Below are 22,131 nucleotides of genomic sequence, written 5' to 3'. Positions count from 1 at the left end.
GCTGCCAAAATACAATATTCTAAACTATGTTAAACCTTTTTGTTAAAATCGGTAAATTTGCAGCATGTATCAATTGCTTAAGCCCCTGCTGTTCCGGTTCGACCCGGAGAATGTGCATTATTTTGTAACGCGAAACCTCAGGCGTTTTAATCGTTTCCCGGGCGGCGCAGCGTTAAGCAAAGCCCTTTGGGGTAGCGAAGATAAGCGATTGGAACGTGAAGTTTTTGGCCTTAAATTTAAAAACCCCGTAGGCCTTGCGGCAGGTTTTGATAAAAATGCCGAGCTGATCAGCGAAATGGGTAACCTCGGTTTCGGCTTTGTAGAAGTTGGTACCGTTACGCCATTACCACAAGCCGGTAACGATAAGCCTCGTATGTTTCGCCTGCCCGAGGATGCGGCGCTGATAAATCGTATGGGGTTTAATAACCATGGTGTTGATGTAGCTGCAGAGCGGATTGCCGCTTACCGTAAAAGCCTTAAACCGGGCCAGCAGGCGCTGATCGTAGGTGGTAACATCGGCAAGAATAAATTGACACCTAACGACGATGCCGTAAGCGATTATATCAAATGTTTCGACAAGCTTTTTGATGTAGTAGATTATTTTGTGGTGAATGTAAGTTCGCCAAATACCCCGGGCCTGCGCGAGTTGCAGGAAAAAGGGCCGCTGATGCATATTTTAAACACGTTACAGCAACGCAATAGTAAGAATGGTATAAGCAGGCCTATTTTATTAAAGATAGCGCCAGACCTTAGTAACGAGCAGTTAGATGATATTGCAGATATTGTAAAACAAACCGGCATCGCGGGCATTATAGCTACTAATACCACCATTAGCCGCGAGGGTTTAACATCCGTGCATAAAGGCGAAACAGGCGGGTTAAGTGGCGTGCCCTTAACCAAGCGCTCGACTGAAGTTATCAGTTATCTGTATAAGAGATCAAGTGGTTCGTTCCCGATCATTGGGGTGGGTGGTATCCACTCTGCTGAGGATGCGATGGATAAGATTGCCGCTGGTGCATCATTAGTGCAGCTATACACCGGCTTTATTTACGAAGGGCCGGCTTTAATAGGAAGAATAAACAATGAAATATTGAATAAAAAGTAATGAGCGTAGAAGAATCGTTAAAGAAGGTTTGTAAAGCCTTGAAAATTGAATTTGACCCGGGCGATATGCAGGATTGGGGAATTGTAAATTCGGACCCGACGAGGGTGGCCGAGTTTATTAAGTATTACAAAAGTGTTGACCTGGACGAGGAAACTAAATTCCACGTGTTTGAATTGGTTGTTGCATCCTACAACGATGCCATTTTAGGCCGCTTAGCTAAAGGACAGGCCAAGGCCGATTTTTTGGAAATTATAAAAGAGTCGCACAGCGTACCGAGGCTAAAAATTGTGCGCGATTACTGGAAAGAGATCTACAATAAGGAGAATTTCCCGGTTGGGAAGTTATTGTAAAGCGAATTACATAAGCACAAAAAAGGCGTACCGGTTGATGGTACGCCTTTTTAATTTCTTAAAAAAGAAAGAATTAGTTGCTTGCAGCAGCTTTAGCCAAAACCGCGTTGTTTTTATCAATTTGGTTGCCTTTTTTCTGCGCAGAACGATCACCTAACTCAATGTTAGTAGCTAATTTCAAAAACTGAACTTCTAAACGTGAAGTAGTTTTGTTCCTTCTATCTTTTCTTTTTAAACGAGTAACGCCCATGACTTTTTATTTTAAATGTTTTTAACCTTGAGGTCGGGAGCGGATTCGAACCGCTGTAGGAGGTTTTGCAGACCTCTGCCTAGCCACTCGGCCACCCGACCAATTTTAAGGATTGCAAAAATAGTAATTATTTGTTGTCAATCAATTTTTATTTAAACGATTTTGCAGCAAGTTGTGAACAGCATATGGCTGTAGCTATCGCCACGTTCAACGATTCGGCCTTGCCAATACGCGGAATAGTGATGGCTTTATTCACTAAAGCCTGTATATCAGGCCTAATTCCGTTGCCTTCGTTACCCATCACCAGTAAACCTTCGGTGCCAAAATTTGTGGAATAAATATTATCGCCATTTAATAAAGTTCCAAAAACAGGCAGCTTCGCGGCCGAAATGAGGCCCGCTAAATTAGTATAAGTAACGTTTACGCGCGCCAATGAGCCCATGGTAGCCTGCACAACCTTGGGGTTGTAGGCGTCAACCGTGTCTTCCGAACAGATTATATTGCTGATGCCGAACCAATCGGCCGTGCGGATGATGGTACCCATGTTACCCGGATCTTGCAAGCCATCTAACACCAAACTAAACTTATTTTTTAGCGTTGTGTGGTTTAAACCGCCCCATTGCGGTATATTAACCGTGGCAATTGCATCGGCAGGATTTTTTAGGGCGCTTATTTTTTGCAGGTCGATTAAAGAAATCTCCTGAAAGTTTATTTTTTGGGATAATTTAAGCAATTTTGGGGCTGTATCAGGCGTATGATATATGGTGTGGACCTGGTAATCAGAATCAAAAAATTCGGTTATCGATTTATAACCCTCCACCATAAATAAACCATGTTCCCTGCGAAACTTTTTATGTTGTAAGGACGTTAGTAAACTTATCTGTGATTTTGAAAGCATATCATATACCCGGAAATTTCCGTCTTGCAATATTAAGTATTTTGATGGTTATTATAGGTGCCGGCTGTAGTGTTACACGCGGGCTAAAAGATAACCAGGCCATTGTGCGTAAAGTTACTATTAAAGGTATTGATAAACAATTTTCTGAAGCTGCCATTAACTACGTTGATAAAGAGCAGCAACCCAATAACTGGCTTAACCTGCAGTTTTATTACCTGTTCAGCAACAAAGGCAAACGTAAAATAGGCGAGGCACCCGCCTTGCTGGATAGCAACCTTGTTGAGTTTTCGCGCCTCCAGATTCAAAAGTATTTAGTTAACAAAGGCTATTTGAAGGCCAAAGTGGCCGATTCCATTGTGGTGAAAAAGAGAAAAGCCCAGCTGTATTTTACCGCTACACCAGGCCCGCTGTTTAAGATCCGCAATTTTAAAGATAGTATTTACGATGCTAAGGTGAGGCAGCTTTACCGCGATACCCGTAAACAATACTCGCATGTAAACACAGGCAGCCGGTATGATACCGATAGTTTGGCTTACGACCGCGACCAGTTTTACCAGGTGATGAAGCGGAACGGTTACTATGACTTTTATCGCCAGTACATCAGCTACACGCCCGATTCGAGCTACAAAAAAAGCGTGGTAGACCTGGTGATGATCATCGATAACCCGGCAGATAAAAAGGAGCACCCTATTTATACCATCAACAACACCCTAATTACCATTGCCCGCAGCAATGGCCGCATGGCGGGTAAAGCCGATACCATCCAGGTAGATTCGCAGTTTAGGTTTGTTGATTACTCGGGCAGGTTTAAACCCCGTACGGTTACCGATTACACCTTTCAAAAGAAAGGGGAGATCTACAACCTTGATAAGCAAACGCTGACCACCACCCGCCTGTCGGAGTTAAACGTGTTCCGTAATGTGCCCAACCCCACGTATGAGAAACTGCCGGATAGTACCAACCGTTTAAATTCTAAAATTGATATCGTTCCTTTAAAACAAAAGACAGACCGTGTAGAGGCCGAGTTTTTGTTTAACCAGGGGCGTTTTGGATATAACTTGGGCAACACCTTTACCAACCGTAACATATTTAAGCAGTCTGCCATTTTGCAGGTAAAATTAAACTGGAGTATCTTGTTTGATAATGGAAACTCATCGGTTAACCAGGGCATCCAAAACCAGGATTTTAGGGCAGGCGTGAATTTGATCTACCCTAGGCTTTTATTGCCGTTCCAGTTCCCAAATTTGGCGAAATTTGGCGTTCCACATACTACATTTTCTACCAATTTTCAGTTGTTTTACCAAAAAGGACTGGTTGAGCGCCGGAGCTTTATCAACTCCATCACTTACGACTTTTTTGAGACCGCCCGCAAGCAACATTCAGTAACACCACTAAGCATCGAGTTCTCCAGCGGTACTATCGACCCTATTGCAAAGGCCGAGTTATTGAAGCAAAACCGTTTCTCATACGTGTACCTGATAGGCCGTACCACGTTTACTACAAGTAGCCAGTACACCTTCCAGTACAACGCGCAGGAATTAAACTCTTATAAAAACTTTATCTATTTCCGCGGTGGATTAGAGATCGGCGGTAATATACTTAGCTTGTTAAGTAATGCTGCAAACACACCAAGGGATTCCCTTGGGCAGCGTACCGTATTTGGTTATGCCTTTACGCAATATGTAAAAACCGAGATAGATTACCGCTGGTACCGCAGTTTGGGTGGCGAAAAACAATTCATCTTTCGCTTTAACCCCGGGATAGGTATACCCTACGGAAATAGTAGGCAGTTAGTGTTCGAGAAGAATTTTTACACCGGTGGTGCAAACGATATCCGTGCCTGGTTGCCACGTACTTTAGGCCCCGGCCAGTTTAACCGTGAAAGCTATGGCGTTGGCGGCGGTGCCGATACCGCGCGTGCCCGCCTAAAATATCTTGATCAATTTGGAGAGATAAAGATTGTGGCTAACGCCGAGTATCGCTATAAACTTGCCGACAATTTTTTTGGAGCTAAGCTTAAAGGGGCATTTTTTGTAGATGCCGGTAACGTTTGGCGCCTGCATAAACAGGTAGAAAACCCCAATGGGGAGTTTAGGTTCAACAATCTTTGGAACTCTACTGCAATTGGTATTGGTACGGGTTTAAGGTTCGATCTGGCCTTCTTCATCTTCCGCCTGGATGCGGCCTTTAAGTTTAAAGACCCTCAGTTTAACGGGTCTGATCAATGGGTATTTATTAAACACTTTAACGAAATTTTTGGCAACGGAAGTTTTAAAGAATCCTATTTAAGGAACAACAAAACAGGTGTCGACACAAACGGCAAAATCGTAGGCGATGGCTATAGCTTTATGCAGCTGAACTTTGGTATAGGGTTGCCGTTTTAAGCGCTTCGCTTAAGTGATTAAAGAATGGTGATTAGAGATTAGATTGAAAAACTTAAAAAATATAAGTTAACAAAGCATTCCCCTCTAATCTCTACTAATAAAATACCCCCTTTAACCCATCAATTACACTTTGGAAAAAGGTTGGAATGCTTAGCCCGTTGCTGTGGTTAAAGTACAGGAATATGCAAAAGATAATAGCGGCGATAATAATAAAGCGCTTGAACAAATAGCCTAATAAAATCAATCCTAAAGGGATCGCTATCAATACTATCCAGCTTATTTTAACTGGGCTCAGCTTACTATCGTGCCTGTAAACGTAATACAGCATAGAATGTGTTCCGCTGTCGTTCTCGTGGCGAGCAAACACAAACATCGATTTTTCCATTTTATGCCTGTAAAATGCTGTGCCTTTATCAAAAGTCAGCTGCTCGCTAAAGCCATTCACGCTGAAGGTGAATAGTCCGTTTACCTTTTCCTGGATGGTGCCCGCGGTATCTACCGCGACAATAGCAACCTCATCTTTAGCAAACGGGTTCTCTTTTACAACAAAATGATTAATGGAAACGGTATCCGCAAAACAAAAGGCGGTGGCGATAGCAAGGACGTAGGTAAGGAATAATCTTTTCATTTTTAGGTACACGGTAAACGTGCAATAAAAATAGCGTTTTTATTATTTGTTGATCACAAAAATACTCAGGTTTAATAGCATGGCGTAACCAACCCATAATAAATAGGGTACCAGTAACCAGGCGGCGGCCCTGCTAAACCTGCCAAACCACGATATGTTAAGAATAATGGTTACCAGCAATGCTATAATAATCACCAATCCGCCCAAAATATCGTGCATCCCAAAGAACACTATCGGCCATGAAAAATTTAGCACCAGCTGAATAATATAGATAGTTAAAGCGGTTTTATACGTGCGCGAACCATCGCGCAGCTGCCAAACCAGGTAGGCAGCAATACCAATGAGGATATAAAGCGTTGTCCACGCCACCGGGAAAAGCCAGTTAGGCGGCGTAAAATCGGGCTTTTTTAAAGTAACGTACCAGCCTGTAATTTCGGGGCGTGTAAATATAGCCGCAACTACGCCGATAGCAAGGGTTATTAAAAGGCTAATAATAAGAGCAAAAGGTTTAAACTTAGGATCGGAAATATTGGTTTTCATGAAAAGGGTATAAACTCGTTTATTGCTAAAATTTTTAAACTAAGGTAGGATAGTTTTTTATTAAATGTAAATAAAAAAGCCGGGTGATTTCACCCGGCTTAGCCTCACCCAAATATTAAAAAAGTCTCCTCTACCTGGGGAGATTAGAGGGGGCTTTACAAGTTCCCTCTCAATTCCTGTTCACGCTCAATAGCTTCAAACAAAGCTTTAAAGTTACCCGCGCCAAATGATTTTGCACCCTTACGCTGTATGATCTCGAAAAACAGGGTAGGCCTGTCTTCCACCGGTTTGGTGAAGATCTGCAGCAGGTAGCCCTCGTCATCACGATCTACCAGGATGCCCAGTTTTTCTAATGGCCCAAGGTCCTCATCAATATGACCCACACGCGCCGTTAGTTCGCGATAGTATGATGTTGGTACGGTTAAAAATTCCACGCCGCGGCTTTGCAGGTCGGTAACGGTTTTAACAATATCAGCAGTGGCTAAAGCCATATGCTGTACGCCTTCGCCTTCGTAAAACTCCAGGTATTCTTCAATCTGGCTTTTCTTTTTACCCTCGGCAGGCTCGTTTATCGGGAACTTTACATAACCGTTCCCGTTGCTCATTACCTTACTCATCAATGCCGAATATTCAGTCGAGATCATTTTATCATCAAACGTAAGAATGTTACGGAAACCCATAATGTCCTCATAAAAGTTAACCCATGTATCCATTTTATGCCAGCCTACGTTACCCACGCAATGGTCTACATACAGCAAACCTGCAACAGGTGGCTGATATGCGGTTTGATGCGCTTTATACCCCGGCAAAAATGGCCCGCTATAGTTTTTACGTTCGATGAACAGGTGAACGGTTTCGCCATACAATTTGATACCGCTGGTACGCACTTCACCAAACTCATCTGTAATGGTTTGTGGCTGCTGGTAAGGCTCGGCGCCGCGTTTGGTGGTTTGCTCAAAAGCATCGTAAGCATCATCAACCCAAAGGGCTAATACCTTTACACCGTCGCCATGTTTTTTAATATGCTCTGCAATCGGGTGGTCCGAATGTAGCGGCGTGGTTAATACCAAACGGATTTTGCCTTGCTGTAAAACGTATGACGCACGATCGCGCACGCCAGTTTCAGGACCCGAGTATGCCAGATCCTGGAACCCAAAAGCGGTTTTGTAATAATGGGCTGCCTGCTTGGCGTTGCCCACATAAAATTCAACATAATCCGTACCGTTAAGCGGCAAAAAATCTGTTGTGGTTGGTTTTGTATCTAATGTTAATGTTTCCATTTGTTATTTTAATTAGTGATTTAGTGAGTTAGCGAATTAGTGATTTTTTAAAGCCTTTTACCTTTCAGCTTTTACCTTTCACCTTAAATAACCCAGCTTTTATAATAACTTTCGTCCTCTATATTCACGGCATCTTCGGTTAGCATCAGCGGGCGGAAAGGGTCTATCATCACGGCCAGTTCATCTGTAAATTCCTTACCGATTGATTTCTCGACCGAACCCGGCGCAGGGCCATGCGGGATGCCGCCGGGGTGCAGGGTTATTTGCCCTTTTACCACGCTCTTGCGGCTCATAAAATCGCCATCCACATAGTATAGTACCTCATCGCTGTCCACATTGCTGTGGTTGTAAGGCGCAGGGATAGATAGCGGGTGATAGTCAAATTTGCGCGGCACAAAAGAGCAGATCACAAAGTTGTGGCCCTCGAAAGTTTGGTGTACGGGTGGCGGTTGGTGTACGCGGCCGGTTATCGGCTCAAAATCGTGAATGGAAAATGCCCAAGGGTAATGGAAGCCATCCCAGCCAATAAAATCGAAAGGGTGGGTGCCGTAGGTATATGGATAGATAAGCCCCTGCTTTTTGATCAGGATCTTAAAATCGCCTTTTTGGTCGATGGTTTCCAGGTCGGTAGGGCGTTTAATATCGCGTTCGCAGTAAGGCGAATGCTCCATCAATTGGCCGTATTCGTTGCGGTAGCGTTTTGGGGAACGTATCGGACTAAAGCTTTCTACAATAAACAGGCGGTTATTCTCGTCATTAAATTCCAGTTGGTAAATGGTGCCACGTGGGATAACCAGGTAATCGCCATATTCAAATTTTATCTTACCGAAACCCGTTTTTAAAGTACCCGAGCCAACGTGGATGAAGATCACCTCGTCGGCCTGGCTATTCTTGTAAAAATAGTCGGTCATGCTTTTGCGCGGGGCAGCAAGCGAAATATGCAGGTCGGCGTTTACCAAAACCGGTTTTCGGCTTTTCAGGTAATCGTCTTCGGGCTGTATGTTAAAACCAATGAGGCTGGTATGTTTCAGGTGCTTTTCGCGGGCAATCTTCGGCTCAACAGAATACGGCTCGCCCAGCTCTTTTACGATAGTTGGCGGATACGCATGGTAAACCAGCGAATACAGGCTCGAAAAACCTTCGGTTGATACCAGTTCTTCGGCGTATAAAGTGCCATCGGGCTTACGGAATTGCGTATGCCGCTTATGAGGGATAGACCCTAACGTGTGGTAAATAGGCATGATTTTTTGGTTTAAAAGTTGGAATGTTTTAAGGTTGTAAGGTTTTGAAAAAGAAAAACTTACGGTATTAAAATCATTTATAATTAAACGTTTGCAAGGCAGGATAGTTTTAAATAGGCTCGTCGGAATAACATTCCAACTTTTTAACCTTAAAACTTTTCAACAAGAAAATTAGAATTGCGCCAAAGCGATCTTGGAGAGCACAGCATCCCTGAAAGAAGACGAGTTACTCATAGAAGTAAGCCCGAGGGAAAAGTAAAACTGTTTTTTAATACTCATCATTATTATCAAAATTACGGTATAAGAATTTAATATGCAAGCATAATATTGGTGAGTAGTGATTGGTTGCCGTAGAGACGCGATACTTCGCGTCTTATTGAAGCGTCTTGTTGAAGCACAGTAAATGATCTGCACACCCTGAGACGCGAAGTATCGCGTCTCTACAAATAATTTCAATCAACTATTTTACTACTTTTGATTTCCAATAAACCAATTATACCTTATGAAATTAGTATCCTACAAAACCGAAGACCGGGAGCATTTGGGCATTTATATCAATGGCCATATCTATAACCTAAACTCGTGCGATAAGTTGATACCCGATAACATGAACGAATTTTTATGGGGTGGCGATGAGTTGATGGAGCACGCTAAACGGGTGAACGGGGCCATCAAAAGCGGCAAGTTAGAGGCTAAGGAAGAATTGTTTTATGAACTGACGGCACCCGTGCCGCATCCAACATCCTGCCGCGATGGATACGCCTTTCGCCAGCACGTTGCCGCTGCCCGCCGCAACCGCAAGGTGGATATGATAGCCGAGTTTGACCAGTACCCGATTTTTTACTTCACCAACCATAACGCCATACAAGGCCCCGGCGAGATCGAGTGTATGCCCGACCATTTCCAGAAGCTCGATTTTGAACTGGAAGTAGCCGTGGTGCTCAATAAAAAGGGCCGCAATATCCGCGCGGCAGAGGCCGACAGCTACATAGCCGGATATATGATAATGAACGACATGAGCGCCCGCACCCTGCAAATGGAAGAAATGCTGCTAAACCTTGGCCCGGCAAAAGGCAAAGATTTTTCGACAGTGATAGGCCCGTGGTTGGTTACGCCTGATGAGTTGGAGCAATACAAAACCAGCCCTAAAGAAGGCCACACCGGCGTTACCTATAATTTAGTGATGAAATGCCATGTAAACGGCGTAGAAGTAAGCAGCGGCAACATGGCCGATATGGACTGGACCTTCGCCGAGATCATAGAGCGTTGCGCATACGGTTGCGATGTACTGCCCGGCGATGTAATAGGCTCGGGTACGGTAGGTACAGGCTGTTTCCTGGAATTAAACGGTACTGGCTTGTTGAATGATGCCAATTATCAACCCCAATGGCTGCAACCAAACGATTTGGTTGAAATGGAGATAACCGGCCTTGGCGTATTAGGTAATATTATTAAGAAGAGTGATGATGATTTTTCAATTTTAGGACTCAAAAAGTTGTAATGTTTAAAGGTTGGAAAGTTGAAATGTTGATTGCCAATGGCTAAAATTGATAGGTTTGAAGATTTAGAGATATGGAAAATTGCTGTAGCAATCACCGTTCAGGTTTATATTTTATGCGATTCTGAGCCTTTGAAATCCGATTGGGGAATGAAAGATTAGATCAGGCGGCATGTTCCATGTCGGACAATATCGCAGAAGGATTTGAGTACAATAACAACCCTGATTTTATTAGATTTCTTAATTATGCTAAAGGGGCGTCCGGGGAGTTTAGGAATAAATTGACGATTTTGGTTTCAGCAGGAAAAATAGAACAATTGACATTTGACGATTTATACAGTAAGAGTTTGGAGTTTTCCGGTAAAACGAAAACGTTGATAGCGTACCTAAAAAAGTTTGAGGTAAAAAATAACATTATAACATTATAACATTCCAACACTTCATTATGCTTACCCTCAACACCAACGACCTTACCCCGGTACAAATCCAATCTTACCTGAACCACGCGGTGGCACCAAGGCCTATTTGCCTGGCCTCAACGGTGGATAAGGATGGTAATGTAAACCTTAGTCCGTTTAGTTTTTTTAATTTGTTTAGTGTTAACCCGCCGGTATGCGTGTTCTCGCCGAGCCGCAGGGTGAGAGACAATACCACCAAGCATACGCTGGAGAATATTAAAGAAGTGCCCGAGTGTGTTATCAATATCGTTAATTACGATATGGTACAACAGGTGTCATTATCCAGCGTGGAATATCCGGCCGGCGTTAACGAATTTATAAAAGCAGGACTAACCGAACTGCCATCCACCATGGTGAAACCACCCCGCGTGGCCGAATCTAAGATCCAATTGGAGTGTGTAGTGAGGGAGGTTATAAGCCTGGGTGATACGCCGGGAGCCGGTAATTTGGTGATTGCGGAAGTAAAGGTGATTCATATTAATGAAGATATTTTAAATGCCGACGGCTCTATAGATCAGCATAAAACCGACCAGGTGGCCCGGCTTGGCGGCGACTGGTATTGCCGCGTTACCGCCGATAGTCTGTTTAAGGTAGCAAAGCCCGTGTCTACTATAGGTATTGGGGTAGATGCTATTCCGTATGCCATCCTTAACTCCAAAGTGCTTACAGGCAATAACCTGGGGCAACTGGGTAATGTGGTTGCTTTACCAACTGATGATGCGATTGAAGCCTATTCGCAAAGCGACGAACTGAAAGAGATATTTGATGCCACCATTGGCGACAGCCAAACCCGCGACCTGCAACTGCATTTAAAAGCTAAACAGTTACTGGATGAAGGCAGCGTAGAAGAGGCCTGGATGGTGTTGCTGATGTAAAACCATTATACAGAAAATTATTTTTACAACATCCCGCTGATATCAGAAAATGACAAACACCCGTCGTTCGTTGTAAACAATGTGCGTTGTTACGCTGTTTACAATGCATGGATAAGCAAAGTTTAAGAACAATAGCACAAAGGTTAATGGCGGGCGACAGAGGCCTTTTAGCCATGGACGAGAGCATCCCTACCGCCAATAAGCGTTTCGAAGAAGCAGGCATCCCCCAAACAGAAGAATACCGCCGCAAATACCGCGAACTGATCGTGACCACACCAAAATTAGGCGAATGTATCAGTGGGGCTATCCTGTTTAGCGAAACCACCAAACAAGCTACTGCCGACGGCACGCCTTTTATCGAGATATTGGAACATGCGGGAATCATCCCCGGGATAAAACTGGATGAAGGGGCTAAAGATATGCCCGCGTTCCCGGGCGAAAAATTAACAGAAGGGTTGGACGGCTTACGCGAAAGATTAAAAGATTATGCCGACCTGGGTTTAAAATTCGCCAAATGGCGGGCGGTGATCACCATTGGTGATGATACACCCACCAACGGCAGTATTTACGCTAATGCATATGCCCTTGCACACTACGCTGCATTATGCCAGGAAGCCGGCCTGGTCCCTATCGTAGAACCGGAAGTGCTGATGGACGGCAACCACACTATTGAACGTTGCTTTGAGGTTACCCAAAGGGTTTTACATATAGTTTTTGAAGTGCTCATCAAGCAGCGCATTTACCTGGAAGGCATGATCTTAAAACCGAATATGGTGCTTTCCGGTTCTGCCGCTTCCACCCAAGCAGATATTGACCAGGTAGCCGATCTAACCGTTCAATGTCTATTACGTTGCGTACCGGCGGCGGTGCCGGGTGTGGCTTTCCTATCGGGCGGGCAGGCAGCAGAGGATGCCAGCGCGCATTTAAACGCCATGCATGTAAAATATAAAAATGAATTATCCTGGGCGCTTACCTTTTCATTCGCCCGTGCTGTGCAGCAACCGGCGATGGATCATTGGAAAGGTAAAGACGAGAACGTAGCCGTAGCCCAGCAATTGCTTTACAAACGCCTCAGCATAAACAATGCAGCCCGCCGTGGCGAGTATTCGGTTGAGTTGGAAGGTTAAATGTTGCCGGATTAACGGAATGTGAACGAGGCATAGATAGTGTGTTGATGCAAAAATTAAATCGATTTGTTGAGATACTACGTACTTGCTATATATAACCAACTTATGAAAAATATTTTTGCCACGCTTGCCTGTACTGTAGTGTTTTGCCTATCGCTATCGGCACAAAACCCGTCTAAGCCCTTAGCTGTTGGCGATGCGGTACCCAACTTTACGCTGAAAGACCAAAACGATAAAACGTTTAACATTAAGGACGAGATAGGTAAACATATCTTGGTTATTTATTTTTACCCGAAAGATGAAAGTATGGTTTGTACCAAAGAAGCCTGTGCTTTTAGGGATAGTTTTAATGATTATACCAGGGCGGGTGCCAAAGTTATTGGGATAAATGGCGGCACGGTAGCAAGCCACAAACAGTTTGAGCAGCACTATAAATTACCCTTCATATTATTAAGCGATCCTGAAAACATGGTTTACAAAATGTTCGGTGTCCGCAAAAAGTTCTTCATGAGCGGCAGGCAGACTTTTGTGGTTGATATAAAAGGAAATATAGCTTTCTCTTACGAAGCCATGCTAAGTGGCGCCGAACACTCGAACCAGGCATTGGCAGTTGTCAGATCGTTAAAAACAAGGTAGGGGATATTATATCCCCAGCACCTGTTTCAATTTTACATATCCTGTTTTACTCACCGGGATCTTGGCGCCCGATTTTAGGATGGCCAGGTGGCTGTCTTTCTCGTATGGGTCTAAGCGGGTAATTTGCTGTATGGCTATGATATACGAACGGTGTACACGTACAAAGTAACGCGGATCCAGCGTTTTTTCGAAGAAGGCCATGGTTTTGTTTTTAAGGAAGGCACCTTCGGCGGTGATAACGCTTACGTAGTCGTCATCTGCTTGCAGGTATTCTACATCCTGCACGGCTATGATCTTTACTTTGGTGCCGGTTTTTACCACAATACGCTCGTTTTGCCCCGGCGATTGCGCCGCTTCTTCCAATAACGGGTTGGTTTTAGTTACAGGGGTAGGGCCGGCGGGGGCTTGCGCCAATAATTTTTCTATCGCTTTGGTAAAACGCTCTTTACTAAAAGGTTTTAAAAGATAATCAACCGCGTGCGTTTCAAATGCTTTAATAGCGTACTCGTCAAATGCAGTCGCGAAGATCACCGCGGGTGGGTTATCTACCAGTTCCAGCATTTCGAAGCCGTTTATTTTGGGCATTTGCACGTCCAGGAATATCAGGTCGGGCTGGTGCTGTTGGATGGCTTTTAGGCCCTCGAAACCGTCGCCACATTCCTGCAGTACGGTTATCAGGGGGAAATCCAATAAGTATTCTTGTACAACCATCCGGGCCAGAGGCTCGTCGTCAATTATTAAAGCGCTGATCATAACTGCGGTATTTTTATTATGGTTGTAAATATATTATCATTTGCGTGAGTTTCCATTAAATCATTACGGGCAAATATCAAATAAAGCCTGCGCTGTACCCCGCTTAGGCCAAACCCGGTGCCTTTACTGCGCCTGCTGGTTTTAGGGTCGTAAGGGTTTTGGATCATGATCACCAGGTATTGGTCCTCCGTTTCGGCACGTACGCTGATGATAACATCCTCTATAGTATCATATAAGCCAAATTTGATGGCGTTCTCTACAAGTGGTTGCAACAATAACGATGGCAGCAGGGCTTCGCCACATTTGTCATCGCAGCTTATTTCGGTTTGCAGGCGGTGGCCAAAACGCACCTTTTCAATATCCAGGTACAAATTTAAATGTGTAAGCTCATCACTAAGGGGGACTAACAATTGATCATCTTTTTTTAATGTCCCGCGTAAAAAGTCTGATAGCTGGTGGATCATCCTACGTGCTTCATCAGGCTTAAAACCGATAAGCGCGTTGATAGAGTTTAAGCTGTTGAACAAAAAGTGTGGCTGTAATTGCTGGCGAAGGTTATATAACTCGGCATCGCGGGCAAGTTTCTCGGCCTCAGTTTTGCGCTCTACGGTTTTTTTATGGTCGAGCTGCGAATACCAAAGTGCGCTGATCATGGCCATCCAACCAATAGCTAAAAACAGGGTAAAGAAACGTATAACCAACGATTGCTGCAGGAAGTTGAAATAAACCTGCCCCATATTAAACAGTGGCATACTATAACGGACGCCCGCTATACATGCGCCGGCAAGTGCGGCACACCATATCAGCAAATACACGTAGCTTTCTTTATCGGGCTGGTAATAGCGTAGGTTGTTGTTAATGAGCCAGCACGCACTTGCCAATAGCAGGGCGCTTACGCCCGAATCGTTCACGGCGGTCATCCACGGGAAGCCGAAGCCATGTATGATGTATGCTTGTAAGGCAGTCCACACCAACCCGCAGACCGCGAAGGCGCCGATTAATTTTGATTGCGATATGTGTGATGAAGCCAAAGCTTTTTGTTTAGGTGAAGCCTCACCCAAACCCTCTCCATAAGAGAGGGCCCGGACAAAACGTTTATAAATTTTTGTTAATAGCTGCGGATATCTACCCCCGCAAATATGGATACCCCCTTAAGCACCAGCACCTTTTCGATAGGGTTTGGCTTGCTGGTTTTTATGCGCTTATCGTCCACGCCGGCAAATACAGCGGCCAGGTCTGGCACCACATGCCAGTTGGCAGGAACGATGATTTTGGTGCCGCCAAACATCTGTGTAATATCGATAGTAACGCGGCCGTGGATGTCTGCCTGGGTAAAGTCGAGTTCGGTACCACCAAATACGTTGGTAATATCGCCCCCCTGGAAGTTTTTCGACAGGATGGTTTTGTTAACGCCGCCAAATATCGCGGTAGCGTTAAGGTAATCATCCGGTGTAGGCGGGGGGATGCTGCCAATGGGCTGCTCGGCAGTTTCCGGCCCGGCAGCGCCCTCGGTATCAAAGTTTGCCAAAGGTTTTTCGGTAGCTGTAGCCGGATTGCCGAACGGGTTGGCTTTATATTTTTTGTCCCAGTAGTCGCTGTTAGGGATAACCGGCTCGTTGCGTTTACGCATAATGATCCATAAACCGAAAGAGATCAGGATCACCGGGAAACCGATATCGCCCCAGTTTACCCTCGGGAAAATATCATCAAGTAAATTGAACGCGCCTATGATAACCAGTATAAACCATACCGGTTTACGGAAGTTATGTTTAGCCCCAAAATACAAGCCTAAAACAATGAGCCCTAAAGGCCAGCTTAACAACCAGTTGGGGAAAAAGAAAAAGTTAAATTGTTTTACAAGCAGTACACCGCCTACTGCCAATAGTATCACCCCGGCTAAAACCTTGTTTTTTGGGGTACGGTTTGTTTCGTCTATATGATCGGACATGGTGTTGTTCTATTTTAAATATTAACCAAAACTAACTTAAGATTACAAATCTGCAAACTCAATATTGGCAATATGATTGAAGAAGTCGGTAAGTGTGGCAGAATTGTCGGTGAAAAAATTGCGTTACCGGTTTGCAAATTTCGGATAGGGTATATGGATGGTGGATTTTTCCGTAGAGACGCGATACTTCGCGTCTCTAATTTGCAATTAAATAATATTTCGTCGACCGCCCTAAAGGATACGCGAGGTATCGCGTCTCTACGGTTTGTAAAGATTTTCAAAACTCTTACCATCCCATTCCCACTTATCGGGATTGTCGTATATGTATTCTTGTATGTTTAGATATTCTTTTTGATCCCTAATGACCCTATCATAATAGCGGGGTTGCCAGGTAAAATCAATATCATTAAGCATTGCATATTGTTTTACTGCTGACTTGTATCCCCTGATTACTGAAGCTAAATTCTTTGATTGAGAACCAGCCTTATTTAATTCCCAGGTTATTTTATCGGGCTTATTTATAAATAATATCCCATGAATATGATCGGGCATAATTATAAATTCATCTAATTCAACATAAGGGTGATATTCTGGAATTTTTAGCCAATTATCATAAGCAACATTTGCAATATGTGTTTTTTGTAAAGATGATATACCTTGCAGGGTAGTTTCGATTTTTCCAAAATACGGGGCGCGATCTTTGGTGCAGATGGTTACGAAATACGAGGCATGAGAGCCATAATCCCAACCCTCTAATCTGGCTGAAGATACGCGATGTTTATTCTTGTATTTATCTTCCATTTTATCGTAGCGGCGCGATACTTCGCGTCTCAAATTTGCAATTAATTACCGTTTCGTTACCGTTCTAAGGGAGACGCGAGGTATCGCGTCTCTACGGTTGTTATGATTGTCAGTTAACCCCTTACACCGCCGGTTCCTGCTGGCTTAAACAATGGAAACTTCCCAATCCCCAGATGATATCTGTGGAATCTATACCCACAACTTTTCTGTCGGGGAAGCAGCTCTGGATAATGTCCAACGCCTTATCGTCATGGTGCGAGCGGAAGGTTGGTACTACCACTGCGGCATTGGCTATGTAGAAGTTGGCGTACGATGCAGGCAGGCGCTGGTCGTCGTAGATCACCGGCTCGGGCATTGGCAGCTCTACAATGTTTAGCTGTTTGCCGTTTAGCAGGCGCATAGTTTTTAGGGTTTGCAGATTTTCCTGCAGCAGGTGGTAGTTTTCGTCGTTCTTGTTTTGTTCCACAACGGTAATAACCGTATCTTTGTTAACAAAGCGGGTAATGTCATCTATATGCCCATCGGTATCGTCGCCAACAATGCCATCTCCCAGCCAAAGAATTTGCTCCACACCATAATAATTTTGCAGGTATACTTCTATTTGCTGCTGGTTTAAATGCGGGTTGCGGTTTTTATTTAGTAGACAAGCGGTAGTGGTGATCAATGTGCCCGCGCCGTTAAAATCAACCGAGCCGCCTTCCATCACAATACCGGGATGGTATACCGGTAGGCCAAACTGGTTGGCAATTTTTGTAGGGATAACATCATCCAGATCATACGGAGGATATTTATCGCCCCAGGCATTATAACCCCAGTCTACAATAACTTTTTCTTTGGTTTCGTAATTTACCAAAAACGCCGGGCCATGGTCGCGGCACCAGGCATCATTAGTGCCAAATTCAAAAAACTCAACCTTGCTCAGGTCGGCGCCAACAAGCTGTAATTGTTGTTTTGCAAAAGCCGTCATCTGCTCATCAACCACATTTATGCGGACGGTTTGCCCTTCGGATACCACCTTAATAAATTCGCAATACTTAGGATAAATAAGTGGCAACTTGCCGGGCCACGAAGCCTCCTTATGCGGCCAGCTAAGCCAAATAGCGTCTTGCTTAGCCCATTCGGCAGGGAAATGAAAGCCGGTTGGTAGAGTGTTTTTGTCCATAGTCGATGGTCGATGGTTCATGGTATGGGGTTTATTAAAACCGTCATTGCGAGGAAGCCTCACCTAAACCCTCTCCAAAGGAGAGGCCTTTAATCTCTTTTTACCCTCTCCTTTGAAGAGGGCAGGGTGAGGCTAAGAGATTGCTTCGTACCTCGCAATAACGCGTGGGTTAATGGTCGGTTAACTATAATTAATCGTTATCTAACAGGCGTTTCGTTATCGGTTGATAGCTGTCAATCCTTCTGTCGCGTAAAAACGGCCAATGGCTGCGGTAATAATCACTGGTAGCCAGGTCAAGTTCTTTAACGATCACTTCTTCCTGTTCAACGGTAGTTTGATGCAAAAGTTCGCCAAACGGATCGGCAAAGAACGAGCCACCCCAGAATTTTACGCCGGCTTCTTCGCCAACACGGTTTACACTTACTACGTGTACGCCATTGGCAACAGCATGGCTGCGTTGGATGGTTTGCCAGGCATTGTATTGTTTGGCGTTGGTAGCCTCATCCTGCGTGGTTGCCCAGCCGATAGCGGTGGGGTAAAACAAGATCTCGGCACCCATCAACGCGGTAATACGGGCAGCTTCGGGATACCATTGGTCCCAGCAGATGAGCACGCCTATGGTAGCGAATTTGGTTTTGAAAACCTTGTAACCCAGGTCGCCCGGGGTAAAGTAAAATTTCTCGTAAAAGCCCGGATCATCAGGGATGTGCATTTTACGGTATTTGCCCAGGTAGCTGCCATCGGCATCTAAAACAGCGGTGGTATTGTGGTAAACGCCCTGTGCGCGTTTCTCAAATAACGAGGCGATGATCACCACGCCCAGTTCGCCGGCTACTTTTTGCAAAGCATCGGTTGATGGGCCGGGGACAGGTTCGGCTAACTTAAAGTTATCGTAATCCTCCACATCGCAAAAATACAGCGATGTAAAAAGCTCCTGCAGGCAAACGATCTGCGCGCCATTGGCGGCTGCTTCTCGTACTTTAACAATAGCTTTATCCAGGTTTTCCTGCTTATTTGCGGTGCAGGTCATCTGCACTATCCCAACTTTTACCTTACTCATATCTGATAGAAATTTGGTGCAAAAATAAGGATTTGATTGGTGGTTTCACCGATATTAATGAATGATTACACCGATTTGATGGTTTAGAATTACACCGATTAAGAATGATTCACTTCGACTTGATATGGCAATTAACTGTTAAAAACTGTGAAATCAATCTAAAGAAATCGGTGTAATCCAAAAAAACATAGCTTTGCAGGTAATGAAAGACTTAGCACAAGCCGAAGAGGACGAAGCACAGGAACTGGTTGCCCCCAAAACGTTAAAACAACGCCTGTGGGGTATCACCAAACTGGTACTTAAATTCGCGGTGACAGCTGCACTGCTGTATTATGTGTTTAGCAAAGTGCCCTTGCAAAAGGTTAAGCTTAGGCTTATCCACGCCAATTACTGGTGGATGCTGGCCGCTTTGGTTTGTTTCTTCCTTTCGATGATCATGTCGTCGTGGCGCTTATCAAGCTTCTTTAAGTCTATCAAACTAAAGCTCGACCCACGATTCAACTTCCGTTTGTACCTGCTGGGCTTATTCTATAATTTCCTGCTGCCGGGTGGCATCGGGGGCGATGGATACAAGATCTACCTTTTAAATAAAACTTATAAATTACCTGCCAAAAAGGTGTTTTGGGCAATAATGTTCGATAGGCTGAGCGGCCTTTGGGCGATTGGCTTAATTACTGTTGCGCTGATATTTTTGATCCCGCAGATAGATATCCACATCGGGATTCCGTTGAGTATTTTTGTGGTGGCCTCGCTGATCTATTACTTTGTGGCTTATAAATTCTTTAGGGAGTACACCCATTATTTTTGGCAGGCGCATTTAAAAGCGTTGGTAGTACAAAGCTTACAGGTTACCGCTATCGTTTTCATATTGTTTGGGCAGGATTTTACCGGTAAATTTTCGCCTTATTTGCTTTCATTTTTGATCTCGGCCCTGGCTACTATTATCCCTATCAGCGTAGGTGGTGCCGGTATCCGTGAAACCGTTTTTCAGCAGCTGACTAAAGTTTTCCCGATGGATGTTGACCTGGCGGTTTTCCTGCCGATCTCCTTTTACCTCATCTCTATAATCGTGGCATTGTCAGGTATTTATTATGTACTCCGCCCGAGCCGTTTAGAAGAGGGTTTGCCTAAAACAGAAGATAATTTGGAAAATCAACAGGCTTAAAATATTTAATACTGAACTGATTTTTCGAACCCCAATAAAAGGTAATATTTCTGCAATTTATCTGATACAATCCGCTTTTAGCTAAACCTTATTTCCTAATTTCGTGTTTCTATTTTAGTAAACCTGATTTTGAAATGAGCGATTTTAATGATTTTAACAACCCGCAGGTTGCGGCGTTGCCCCGCCATTTAAAGCAATTTATTGTTGACCAGCACTACGGGCATTACACCCCGGTAGACCACGCCGTGTGGCGTTACGTAATGCGCCAGAACTACAGCTACCTTAAAGATGTTGCTTACTACCCATACATCCCCGGCCTGCAAAAGGCGGGGTTAACCATAGAGAAGATCCCTGATCTACAAGACATGAATAACGCTTTAGCCAAAATTGGCTGGGGCGCTGTAACGGTTGATGGCTTTATACCACCTGCGGCCTTTATGGAGTACCAGGCTTACCGGGTGCTGGTTATCGCTGCCGACATCCGCCAGTTAAAACATATTGAATATACCCCCGCGCCGGATATTATCCACGAGTCGGCGGGGCACGCGCCCATCATTGCTGATAAGGATTACCACGAGTACCTAAGCTACTTTGGGTCCATAGGGGCCAAGGCGATGTTTAGCGCGCAGGATTTTGAATTGTATGAGGCTATCCGCGCCTTATCTATATTAAAAGAAATGCCCGATGCCGATGAGGCCGAAATTAAGAAGGCTGACGAACTTGTTTCCTGGCACCAGGACAACATGGGCGAACCATCTGAAATGGCCCTGCTAAGCCGCCTGCACTGGTGGACGGTAGAGTATGGCTTGATCGGTACTTTACAAGAGCCAAAGATCTATGGTGCCGGCCTGCTGTCATCCATCGGCGAAAGCGCCAGTTGCATGCTGGACGAGGTGAAGAAGCTGCCTTACACCATAGATGCGGTAAATTACAGTTACGACATCACCAAAACGCAACCACAGCTTTTTGTAACACCAACCTTCCAAAACCTGATAGATGTGCTGGAGCAGTTTGCCGATACCATGTCGTTCCGCCGTGGCGGGGCATACGGGCTTCAAAAAGCTATCGACAGTAAAAATACCTGTACGGCGGTTTACAGTTCGGGCCTGCAGGTTTCGGGTACATTTACAGAATTTAAGGCTGATGAGAGTGGCAATCCCACCTTTATCAAAACTACCGGAGAGGCCGCGCTGGCCGTTGGCAACAAACAGTTAAAAGGCCATGGCAAAAATTATCATCAGGATGGTTTCAGCTCACCGGTTGGCAGGTTAAAAGGTTTCGATAAGCCACTCGAAGATTTTACTGCCGATGATCTGAAAGCCGCCGGAATTGAAACCGGAAACGAAATTTCCTTGACTTTTGAGAGCGGTGTCACCTTGTCTGGTAAAGTGTCAAAAATAAGTGCAGAAAGTAACAAAATAGTGCTAATCAAGGTCGAAAAATGTACGGTTTTGGGTGAAAAAAGGCGCGTCCTTTTTGACCCATCATGGGGCGTTTACGACATGGCGGTGGGCGAAAAAATCACCTCTGTTTATTGCGGCGCAGCCGATAAGGACGCGTTTCTGGAGATAGCTTATAAATCGAGCACAGGCACCCACCATTTAGATTATGACCACAATACCAGGGAGTTACACAAGCTTTACCAGCAGGTACGCAACCGCCGCCACACCGGCGGCGACCTTGGCTTTTTAGGTAACGTATGGAGGATGCTGCAAAAGTTCCATCATGGCGATTGGCTGTGCGCTTTAGAGATTATGGAGCTTTTAGACCATGAAGATGCAGAGCCAAATCTGGCCGAGGAAATCCGTCAATTCCTTGAAAATAAAGCAATTAACGAACCTGAATATAAGAAGCTAATAAGCGATGGCCTGTATCTTATCAAACATCCGGTAGAGGAGAAGTTGATAGTTTGAGATCTTCCATTAAATTTGCCAAACAACTATTTTATTCCTCCTTCAGGGGGATAGGGGGC

Annotated in this window: 22 protein-coding genes and 1 tRNA gene; 10 read left to right on the top strand and 13 right to left on the bottom strand. The window is 44.6% G+C overall.

The window, feature by feature from the left end; genetic code table 11:
* Positions 1 to 64: 64 nt before the first annotated feature.
* Together RHM67_RS16430 and RHM67_RS16425 are read left to right on the top strand one after the other, a co-directional pair.
* A complete protein-coding gene (locus RHM67_RS16430) occupies positions 65 to 1,105 on the top strand; it encodes a quinone-dependent dihydroorotate dehydrogenase (protein ID WP_322228023.1) in 1,041 nt (346 codons plus the stop codon).
* Positions 1,105 to 1,455: a hypothetical protein gene (locus RHM67_RS16425; RefSeq protein WP_322228022.1), complete on the top strand. Its 351-nt coding sequence runs from the start codon at positions 1,105 to 1,107 to the stop codon at positions 1,453 to 1,455. The genes RHM67_RS16430 and RHM67_RS16425 overlap by 1 nt, the downstream gene beginning before the upstream one ends.
* Before the next feature lie 73 nt (positions 1,456 to 1,528).
* Here RHM67_RS16425 and RHM67_RS16420 read toward each other — a convergent pair whose 3' ends face one another.
* The 3 genes from RHM67_RS16420 to RHM67_RS16410 all read right to left on the bottom strand — a co-directional run bounded on the left by RHM67_RS16420 (position 1,529) and on the right by RHM67_RS16410 (position 2,603).
* Positions 1,529 to 1,705 (bottom strand): spore protein, encoded by a 177-nt coding sequence (locus RHM67_RS16420; RefSeq protein ID WP_252756306.1) that lies wholly within the window; start codon positions 1,703 to 1,705, stop codon positions 1,529 to 1,531.
* Between the two features lie 30 nt (positions 1,706 to 1,735).
* Positions 1,736 to 1,806, bottom strand: a tRNA-Cys gene (locus RHM67_RS16415).
* 47 nt (positions 1,807 to 1,853) lie between these two features.
* Positions 1,854 to 2,603, bottom strand: coding sequence for an RNA methyltransferase (locus tag RHM67_RS16410; RefSeq protein ID WP_322228021.1), 750 nt, complete (start codon positions 2,601 to 2,603; stop codon positions 1,854 to 1,856).
* A gap of 44 nt (positions 2,604 to 2,647) precedes the next feature.
* Between RHM67_RS16410 and RHM67_RS16405 the strand changes: the two genes are divergently transcribed.
* Positions 2,648 to 4,987 (top strand): BamA/TamA family outer membrane protein, encoded by a 2,340-nt coding sequence (locus tag RHM67_RS16405; RefSeq protein WP_322232203.1) that lies wholly within the window; start codon positions 2,648 to 2,650, stop codon positions 4,985 to 4,987.
* 94 nt (positions 4,988 to 5,081) lie between these two features.
* Here RHM67_RS16405 and RHM67_RS16400 read toward each other — a convergent pair whose 3' ends face one another.
* From RHM67_RS16400 to RHM67_RS16385, 4 genes are all read right to left on the bottom strand, one after another.
* Positions 5,082 to 5,615: a hypothetical protein gene (locus RHM67_RS16400; RefSeq protein ID WP_322228019.1), complete on the bottom strand. Its 534-nt coding sequence runs from the start codon at positions 5,613 to 5,615 to the stop codon at positions 5,082 to 5,084.
* A gap of 42 nt (positions 5,616 to 5,657) precedes the next feature.
* On the bottom strand, positions 5,658 to 6,155 hold the full coding sequence (locus RHM67_RS16395; RefSeq protein ID WP_322228017.1) for a TspO/MBR family protein: 498 nt from the start codon (positions 6,153 to 6,155) through the stop codon (positions 5,658 to 5,660).
* A gap of 155 nt (positions 6,156 to 6,310) precedes the next feature.
* Positions 6,311 to 7,435: a 4-hydroxyphenylpyruvate dioxygenase gene (gene hppD / locus RHM67_RS16390; RefSeq protein WP_322228015.1), complete on the bottom strand. Its 1,125-nt coding sequence runs from the start codon at positions 7,433 to 7,435 to the stop codon at positions 6,311 to 6,313.
* A gap of 83 nt (positions 7,436 to 7,518) precedes the next feature.
* Positions 7,519 to 8,676 (bottom strand): homogentisate 1,2-dioxygenase, encoded by a 1,158-nt coding sequence (locus tag RHM67_RS16385; RefSeq protein WP_322228014.1) that lies wholly within the window; start codon positions 8,674 to 8,676, stop codon positions 7,519 to 7,521.
* 502 nt (positions 8,677 to 9,178) lie between these two features.
* Between RHM67_RS16385 and RHM67_RS16380 the strand changes: the two genes are divergently transcribed.
* The 5 genes from RHM67_RS16380 to RHM67_RS16365 all read left to right on the top strand — a co-directional run bounded on the left by RHM67_RS16380 (position 9,179) and on the right by RHM67_RS16365 (position 13,270).
* Positions 9,179 to 10,177: a fumarylacetoacetate hydrolase family protein gene (locus RHM67_RS16380; RefSeq protein WP_322228013.1), complete on the top strand. Its 999-nt coding sequence runs from the start codon at positions 9,179 to 9,181 to the stop codon at positions 10,175 to 10,177.
* Between the two features lie 176 nt (positions 10,178 to 10,353).
* Positions 10,354 to 10,602 (top strand): four helix bundle protein, encoded by a 249-nt coding sequence (locus RHM67_RS20685; protein WP_369124776.1) that lies wholly within the window; start codon positions 10,354 to 10,356, stop codon positions 10,600 to 10,602.
* 17 nt (positions 10,603 to 10,619) lie between these two features.
* Complete coding sequence (locus RHM67_RS16375; protein ID WP_322228012.1) at positions 10,620 to 11,507, top strand: flavin reductase family protein; 888 nt, start codon at positions 10,620 to 10,622, stop codon at positions 11,505 to 11,507.
* A 107-nt stretch (positions 11,508 to 11,614) separates the two neighbouring features.
* On the top strand, positions 11,615 to 12,634 hold the full coding sequence (locus RHM67_RS16370) for a class I fructose-bisphosphate aldolase (protein WP_322228010.1): 1,020 nt from the start codon (positions 11,615 to 11,617) through the stop codon (positions 12,632 to 12,634).
* Positions 12,635 to 12,739: 105 nt separating this feature from the next.
* Positions 12,740 to 13,270 (top strand): peroxiredoxin, encoded by a 531-nt coding sequence (locus RHM67_RS16365; protein WP_322228008.1) that lies wholly within the window; start codon positions 12,740 to 12,742, stop codon positions 13,268 to 13,270.
* A 6-nt stretch (positions 13,271 to 13,276) separates the two neighbouring features.
* Here the strand turns inward: RHM67_RS16365 and RHM67_RS16360 are convergent, their stop codons facing one another.
* From RHM67_RS16360 to RHM67_RS16335, 6 genes are all read right to left on the bottom strand, one after another.
* Positions 13,277 to 14,023 carry a LytR/AlgR family response regulator transcription factor gene (locus RHM67_RS16360; RefSeq protein ID WP_252756317.1) on the bottom strand — a complete coding sequence of 249 codons (747 nt, stop codon included), beginning with the start codon at positions 14,021 to 14,023 and terminating at the stop codon, positions 13,277 to 13,279.
* Complete coding sequence (locus RHM67_RS16355; RefSeq protein ID WP_322228007.1) at positions 14,020 to 15,054, bottom strand: sensor histidine kinase; 1,035 nt, start codon at positions 15,052 to 15,054, stop codon at positions 14,020 to 14,022. The genes RHM67_RS16360 and RHM67_RS16355 overlap by 4 nt, the downstream gene beginning before the upstream one ends.
* Positions 15,055 to 15,131: 77 nt before the next feature.
* Positions 15,132 to 15,971 carry a LiaF transmembrane domain-containing protein gene (locus RHM67_RS16350; RefSeq protein WP_322228006.1) on the bottom strand — a complete coding sequence of 280 codons (840 nt, stop codon included), beginning with the start codon at positions 15,969 to 15,971 and terminating at the stop codon, positions 15,132 to 15,134.
* A gap of 258 nt (positions 15,972 to 16,229) precedes the next feature.
* Positions 16,230 to 16,772: a transposase gene (locus RHM67_RS16345; protein ID WP_322228004.1), complete on the bottom strand. Its 543-nt coding sequence runs from the start codon at positions 16,770 to 16,772 to the stop codon at positions 16,230 to 16,232.
* Between the two features lie 121 nt (positions 16,773 to 16,893).
* A complete protein-coding gene (locus tag RHM67_RS16340) occupies positions 16,894 to 17,934 on the bottom strand; it encodes an agmatine deiminase family protein (RefSeq protein WP_416182859.1) in 1,041 nt (346 codons plus the stop codon).
* A gap of 190 nt (positions 17,935 to 18,124) precedes the next feature.
* A complete protein-coding gene (locus tag RHM67_RS16335; protein WP_322228002.1) occupies positions 18,125 to 18,994 on the bottom strand; it encodes a carbon-nitrogen hydrolase in 870 nt (289 codons plus the stop codon).
* Between the two features lie 202 nt (positions 18,995 to 19,196).
* Between RHM67_RS16335 and RHM67_RS16330 the strand changes: the two genes are divergently transcribed.
* Together RHM67_RS16330 and RHM67_RS16325 are read left to right on the top strand one after the other, a co-directional pair.
* Positions 19,197 to 20,159 (top strand): lysylphosphatidylglycerol synthase transmembrane domain-containing protein, encoded by a 963-nt coding sequence (locus RHM67_RS16330; protein WP_322228000.1) that lies wholly within the window; start codon positions 19,197 to 19,199, stop codon positions 20,157 to 20,159.
* Positions 20,160 to 20,293: 134 nt separating this feature from the next.
* Positions 20,294 to 22,072: an aromatic amino acid hydroxylase gene (locus RHM67_RS16325; RefSeq protein ID WP_322227999.1), complete on the top strand. Its 1,779-nt coding sequence runs from the start codon at positions 20,294 to 20,296 to the stop codon at positions 22,070 to 22,072.
* Positions 22,073 to 22,131 lie beyond the last annotated feature (59 nt).

Origin of the sequence: Mucilaginibacter sp. 5C4 (assembly GCF_034345625.1) — a bacterium.
In the GTDB taxonomy this organism is placed as follows: Bacteria; Bacteroidota; Bacteroidia; order Sphingobacteriales; family Sphingobacteriaceae; genus Mucilaginibacter; species Mucilaginibacter aurantiaciroseus.
Note: the sequence above shows the minus strand (reverse complement) of the source record. Positions and strands in the feature narration are given on the sequence as shown.

Coding starts and splice junctions, on each gene's coding strand:
- RHM67_RS16430 (WP_322228023.1), top strand. CDS start 65: ATGTATCAATTGCTTAAGCCCCTGCTGTTCCGGTTCGACCCGGAGAAT.
- RHM67_RS16350 (WP_322228006.1), bottom strand. CDS start 15,971: ATGTCCGATCATATAGACGAAACAAACCGTACCCCAAAAAACAAGGTT.
- RHM67_RS16385 (WP_322228014.1), bottom strand. CDS start 8,676: ATGCCTATTTACCACACGTTAGGGTCTATCCCTCATAAGCGGCATACG.
- RHM67_RS16370 (WP_322228010.1), top strand. CDS start 11,615: ATGGATAAGCAAAGTTTAAGAACAATAGCACAAAGGTTAATGGCGGGC.
- RHM67_RS16345 (WP_322228004.1), bottom strand. CDS start 16,772: ATGGAAGATAAATACAAGAATAAACATCGCGTATCTTCAGCCAGATTA.
- RHM67_RS16335 (WP_322228002.1), bottom strand. CDS start 18,994: ATGAGTAAGGTAAAAGTTGGGATAGTGCAGATGACCTGCACCGCAAAT.
- RHM67_RS16325 (WP_322227999.1), top strand. CDS start 20,294: ATGAGCGATTTTAATGATTTTAACAACCCGCAGGTTGCGGCGTTGCCC.
- RHM67_RS16330 (WP_322228000.1), top strand. CDS start 19,197: ATGAAAGACTTAGCACAAGCCGAAGAGGACGAAGCACAGGAACTGGTT.
- RHM67_RS16425 (WP_322228022.1), top strand. CDS start 1,105: ATGAGCGTAGAAGAATCGTTAAAGAAGGTTTGTAAAGCCTTGAAAATT.
- RHM67_RS16410 (WP_322228021.1), bottom strand. CDS start 2,603: ATGCTTTCAAAATCACAGATAAGTTTACTAACGTCCTTACAACATAAA.
- RHM67_RS16405 (WP_322232203.1), top strand. CDS start 2,648: ATGGTTATTATAGGTGCCGGCTGTAGTGTTACACGCGGGCTAAAAGAT.
- RHM67_RS16360 (WP_252756317.1), bottom strand. CDS start 14,023: ATGATCAGCGCTTTAATAATTGACGACGAGCCTCTGGCCCGGATGGTT.
- RHM67_RS16395 (WP_322228017.1), bottom strand. CDS start 6,155: ATGAAAACCAATATTTCCGATCCTAAGTTTAAACCTTTTGCTCTTATT.
- RHM67_RS16375 (WP_322228012.1), top strand. CDS start 10,620: ATGCTTACCCTCAACACCAACGACCTTACCCCGGTACAAATCCAATCT.
- RHM67_RS20685 (WP_369124776.1), top strand. CDS start 10,354: ATGTCGGACAATATCGCAGAAGGATTTGAGTACAATAACAACCCTGAT.
- RHM67_RS16420 (WP_252756306.1), bottom strand. CDS start 1,705: ATGGGCGTTACTCGTTTAAAAAGAAAAGATAGAAGGAACAAAACTACT.
- hppD (WP_322228015.1), bottom strand. CDS start 7,435: ATGGAAACATTAACATTAGATACAAAACCAACCACAACAGATTTTTTG.
- RHM67_RS16365 (WP_322228008.1), top strand. CDS start 12,740: ATGAAAAATATTTTTGCCACGCTTGCCTGTACTGTAGTGTTTTGCCTA.
- RHM67_RS16380 (WP_322228013.1), top strand. CDS start 9,179: ATGAAATTAGTATCCTACAAAACCGAAGACCGGGAGCATTTGGGCATT.
- RHM67_RS16400 (WP_322228019.1), bottom strand. CDS start 5,615: ATGAAAAGATTATTCCTTACCTACGTCCTTGCTATCGCCACCGCCTTT.
- RHM67_RS16340 (WP_416182859.1), bottom strand. CDS start 17,934: ATGGACAAAAACACTCTACCAACCGGCTTTCATTTCCCTGCCGAATGG.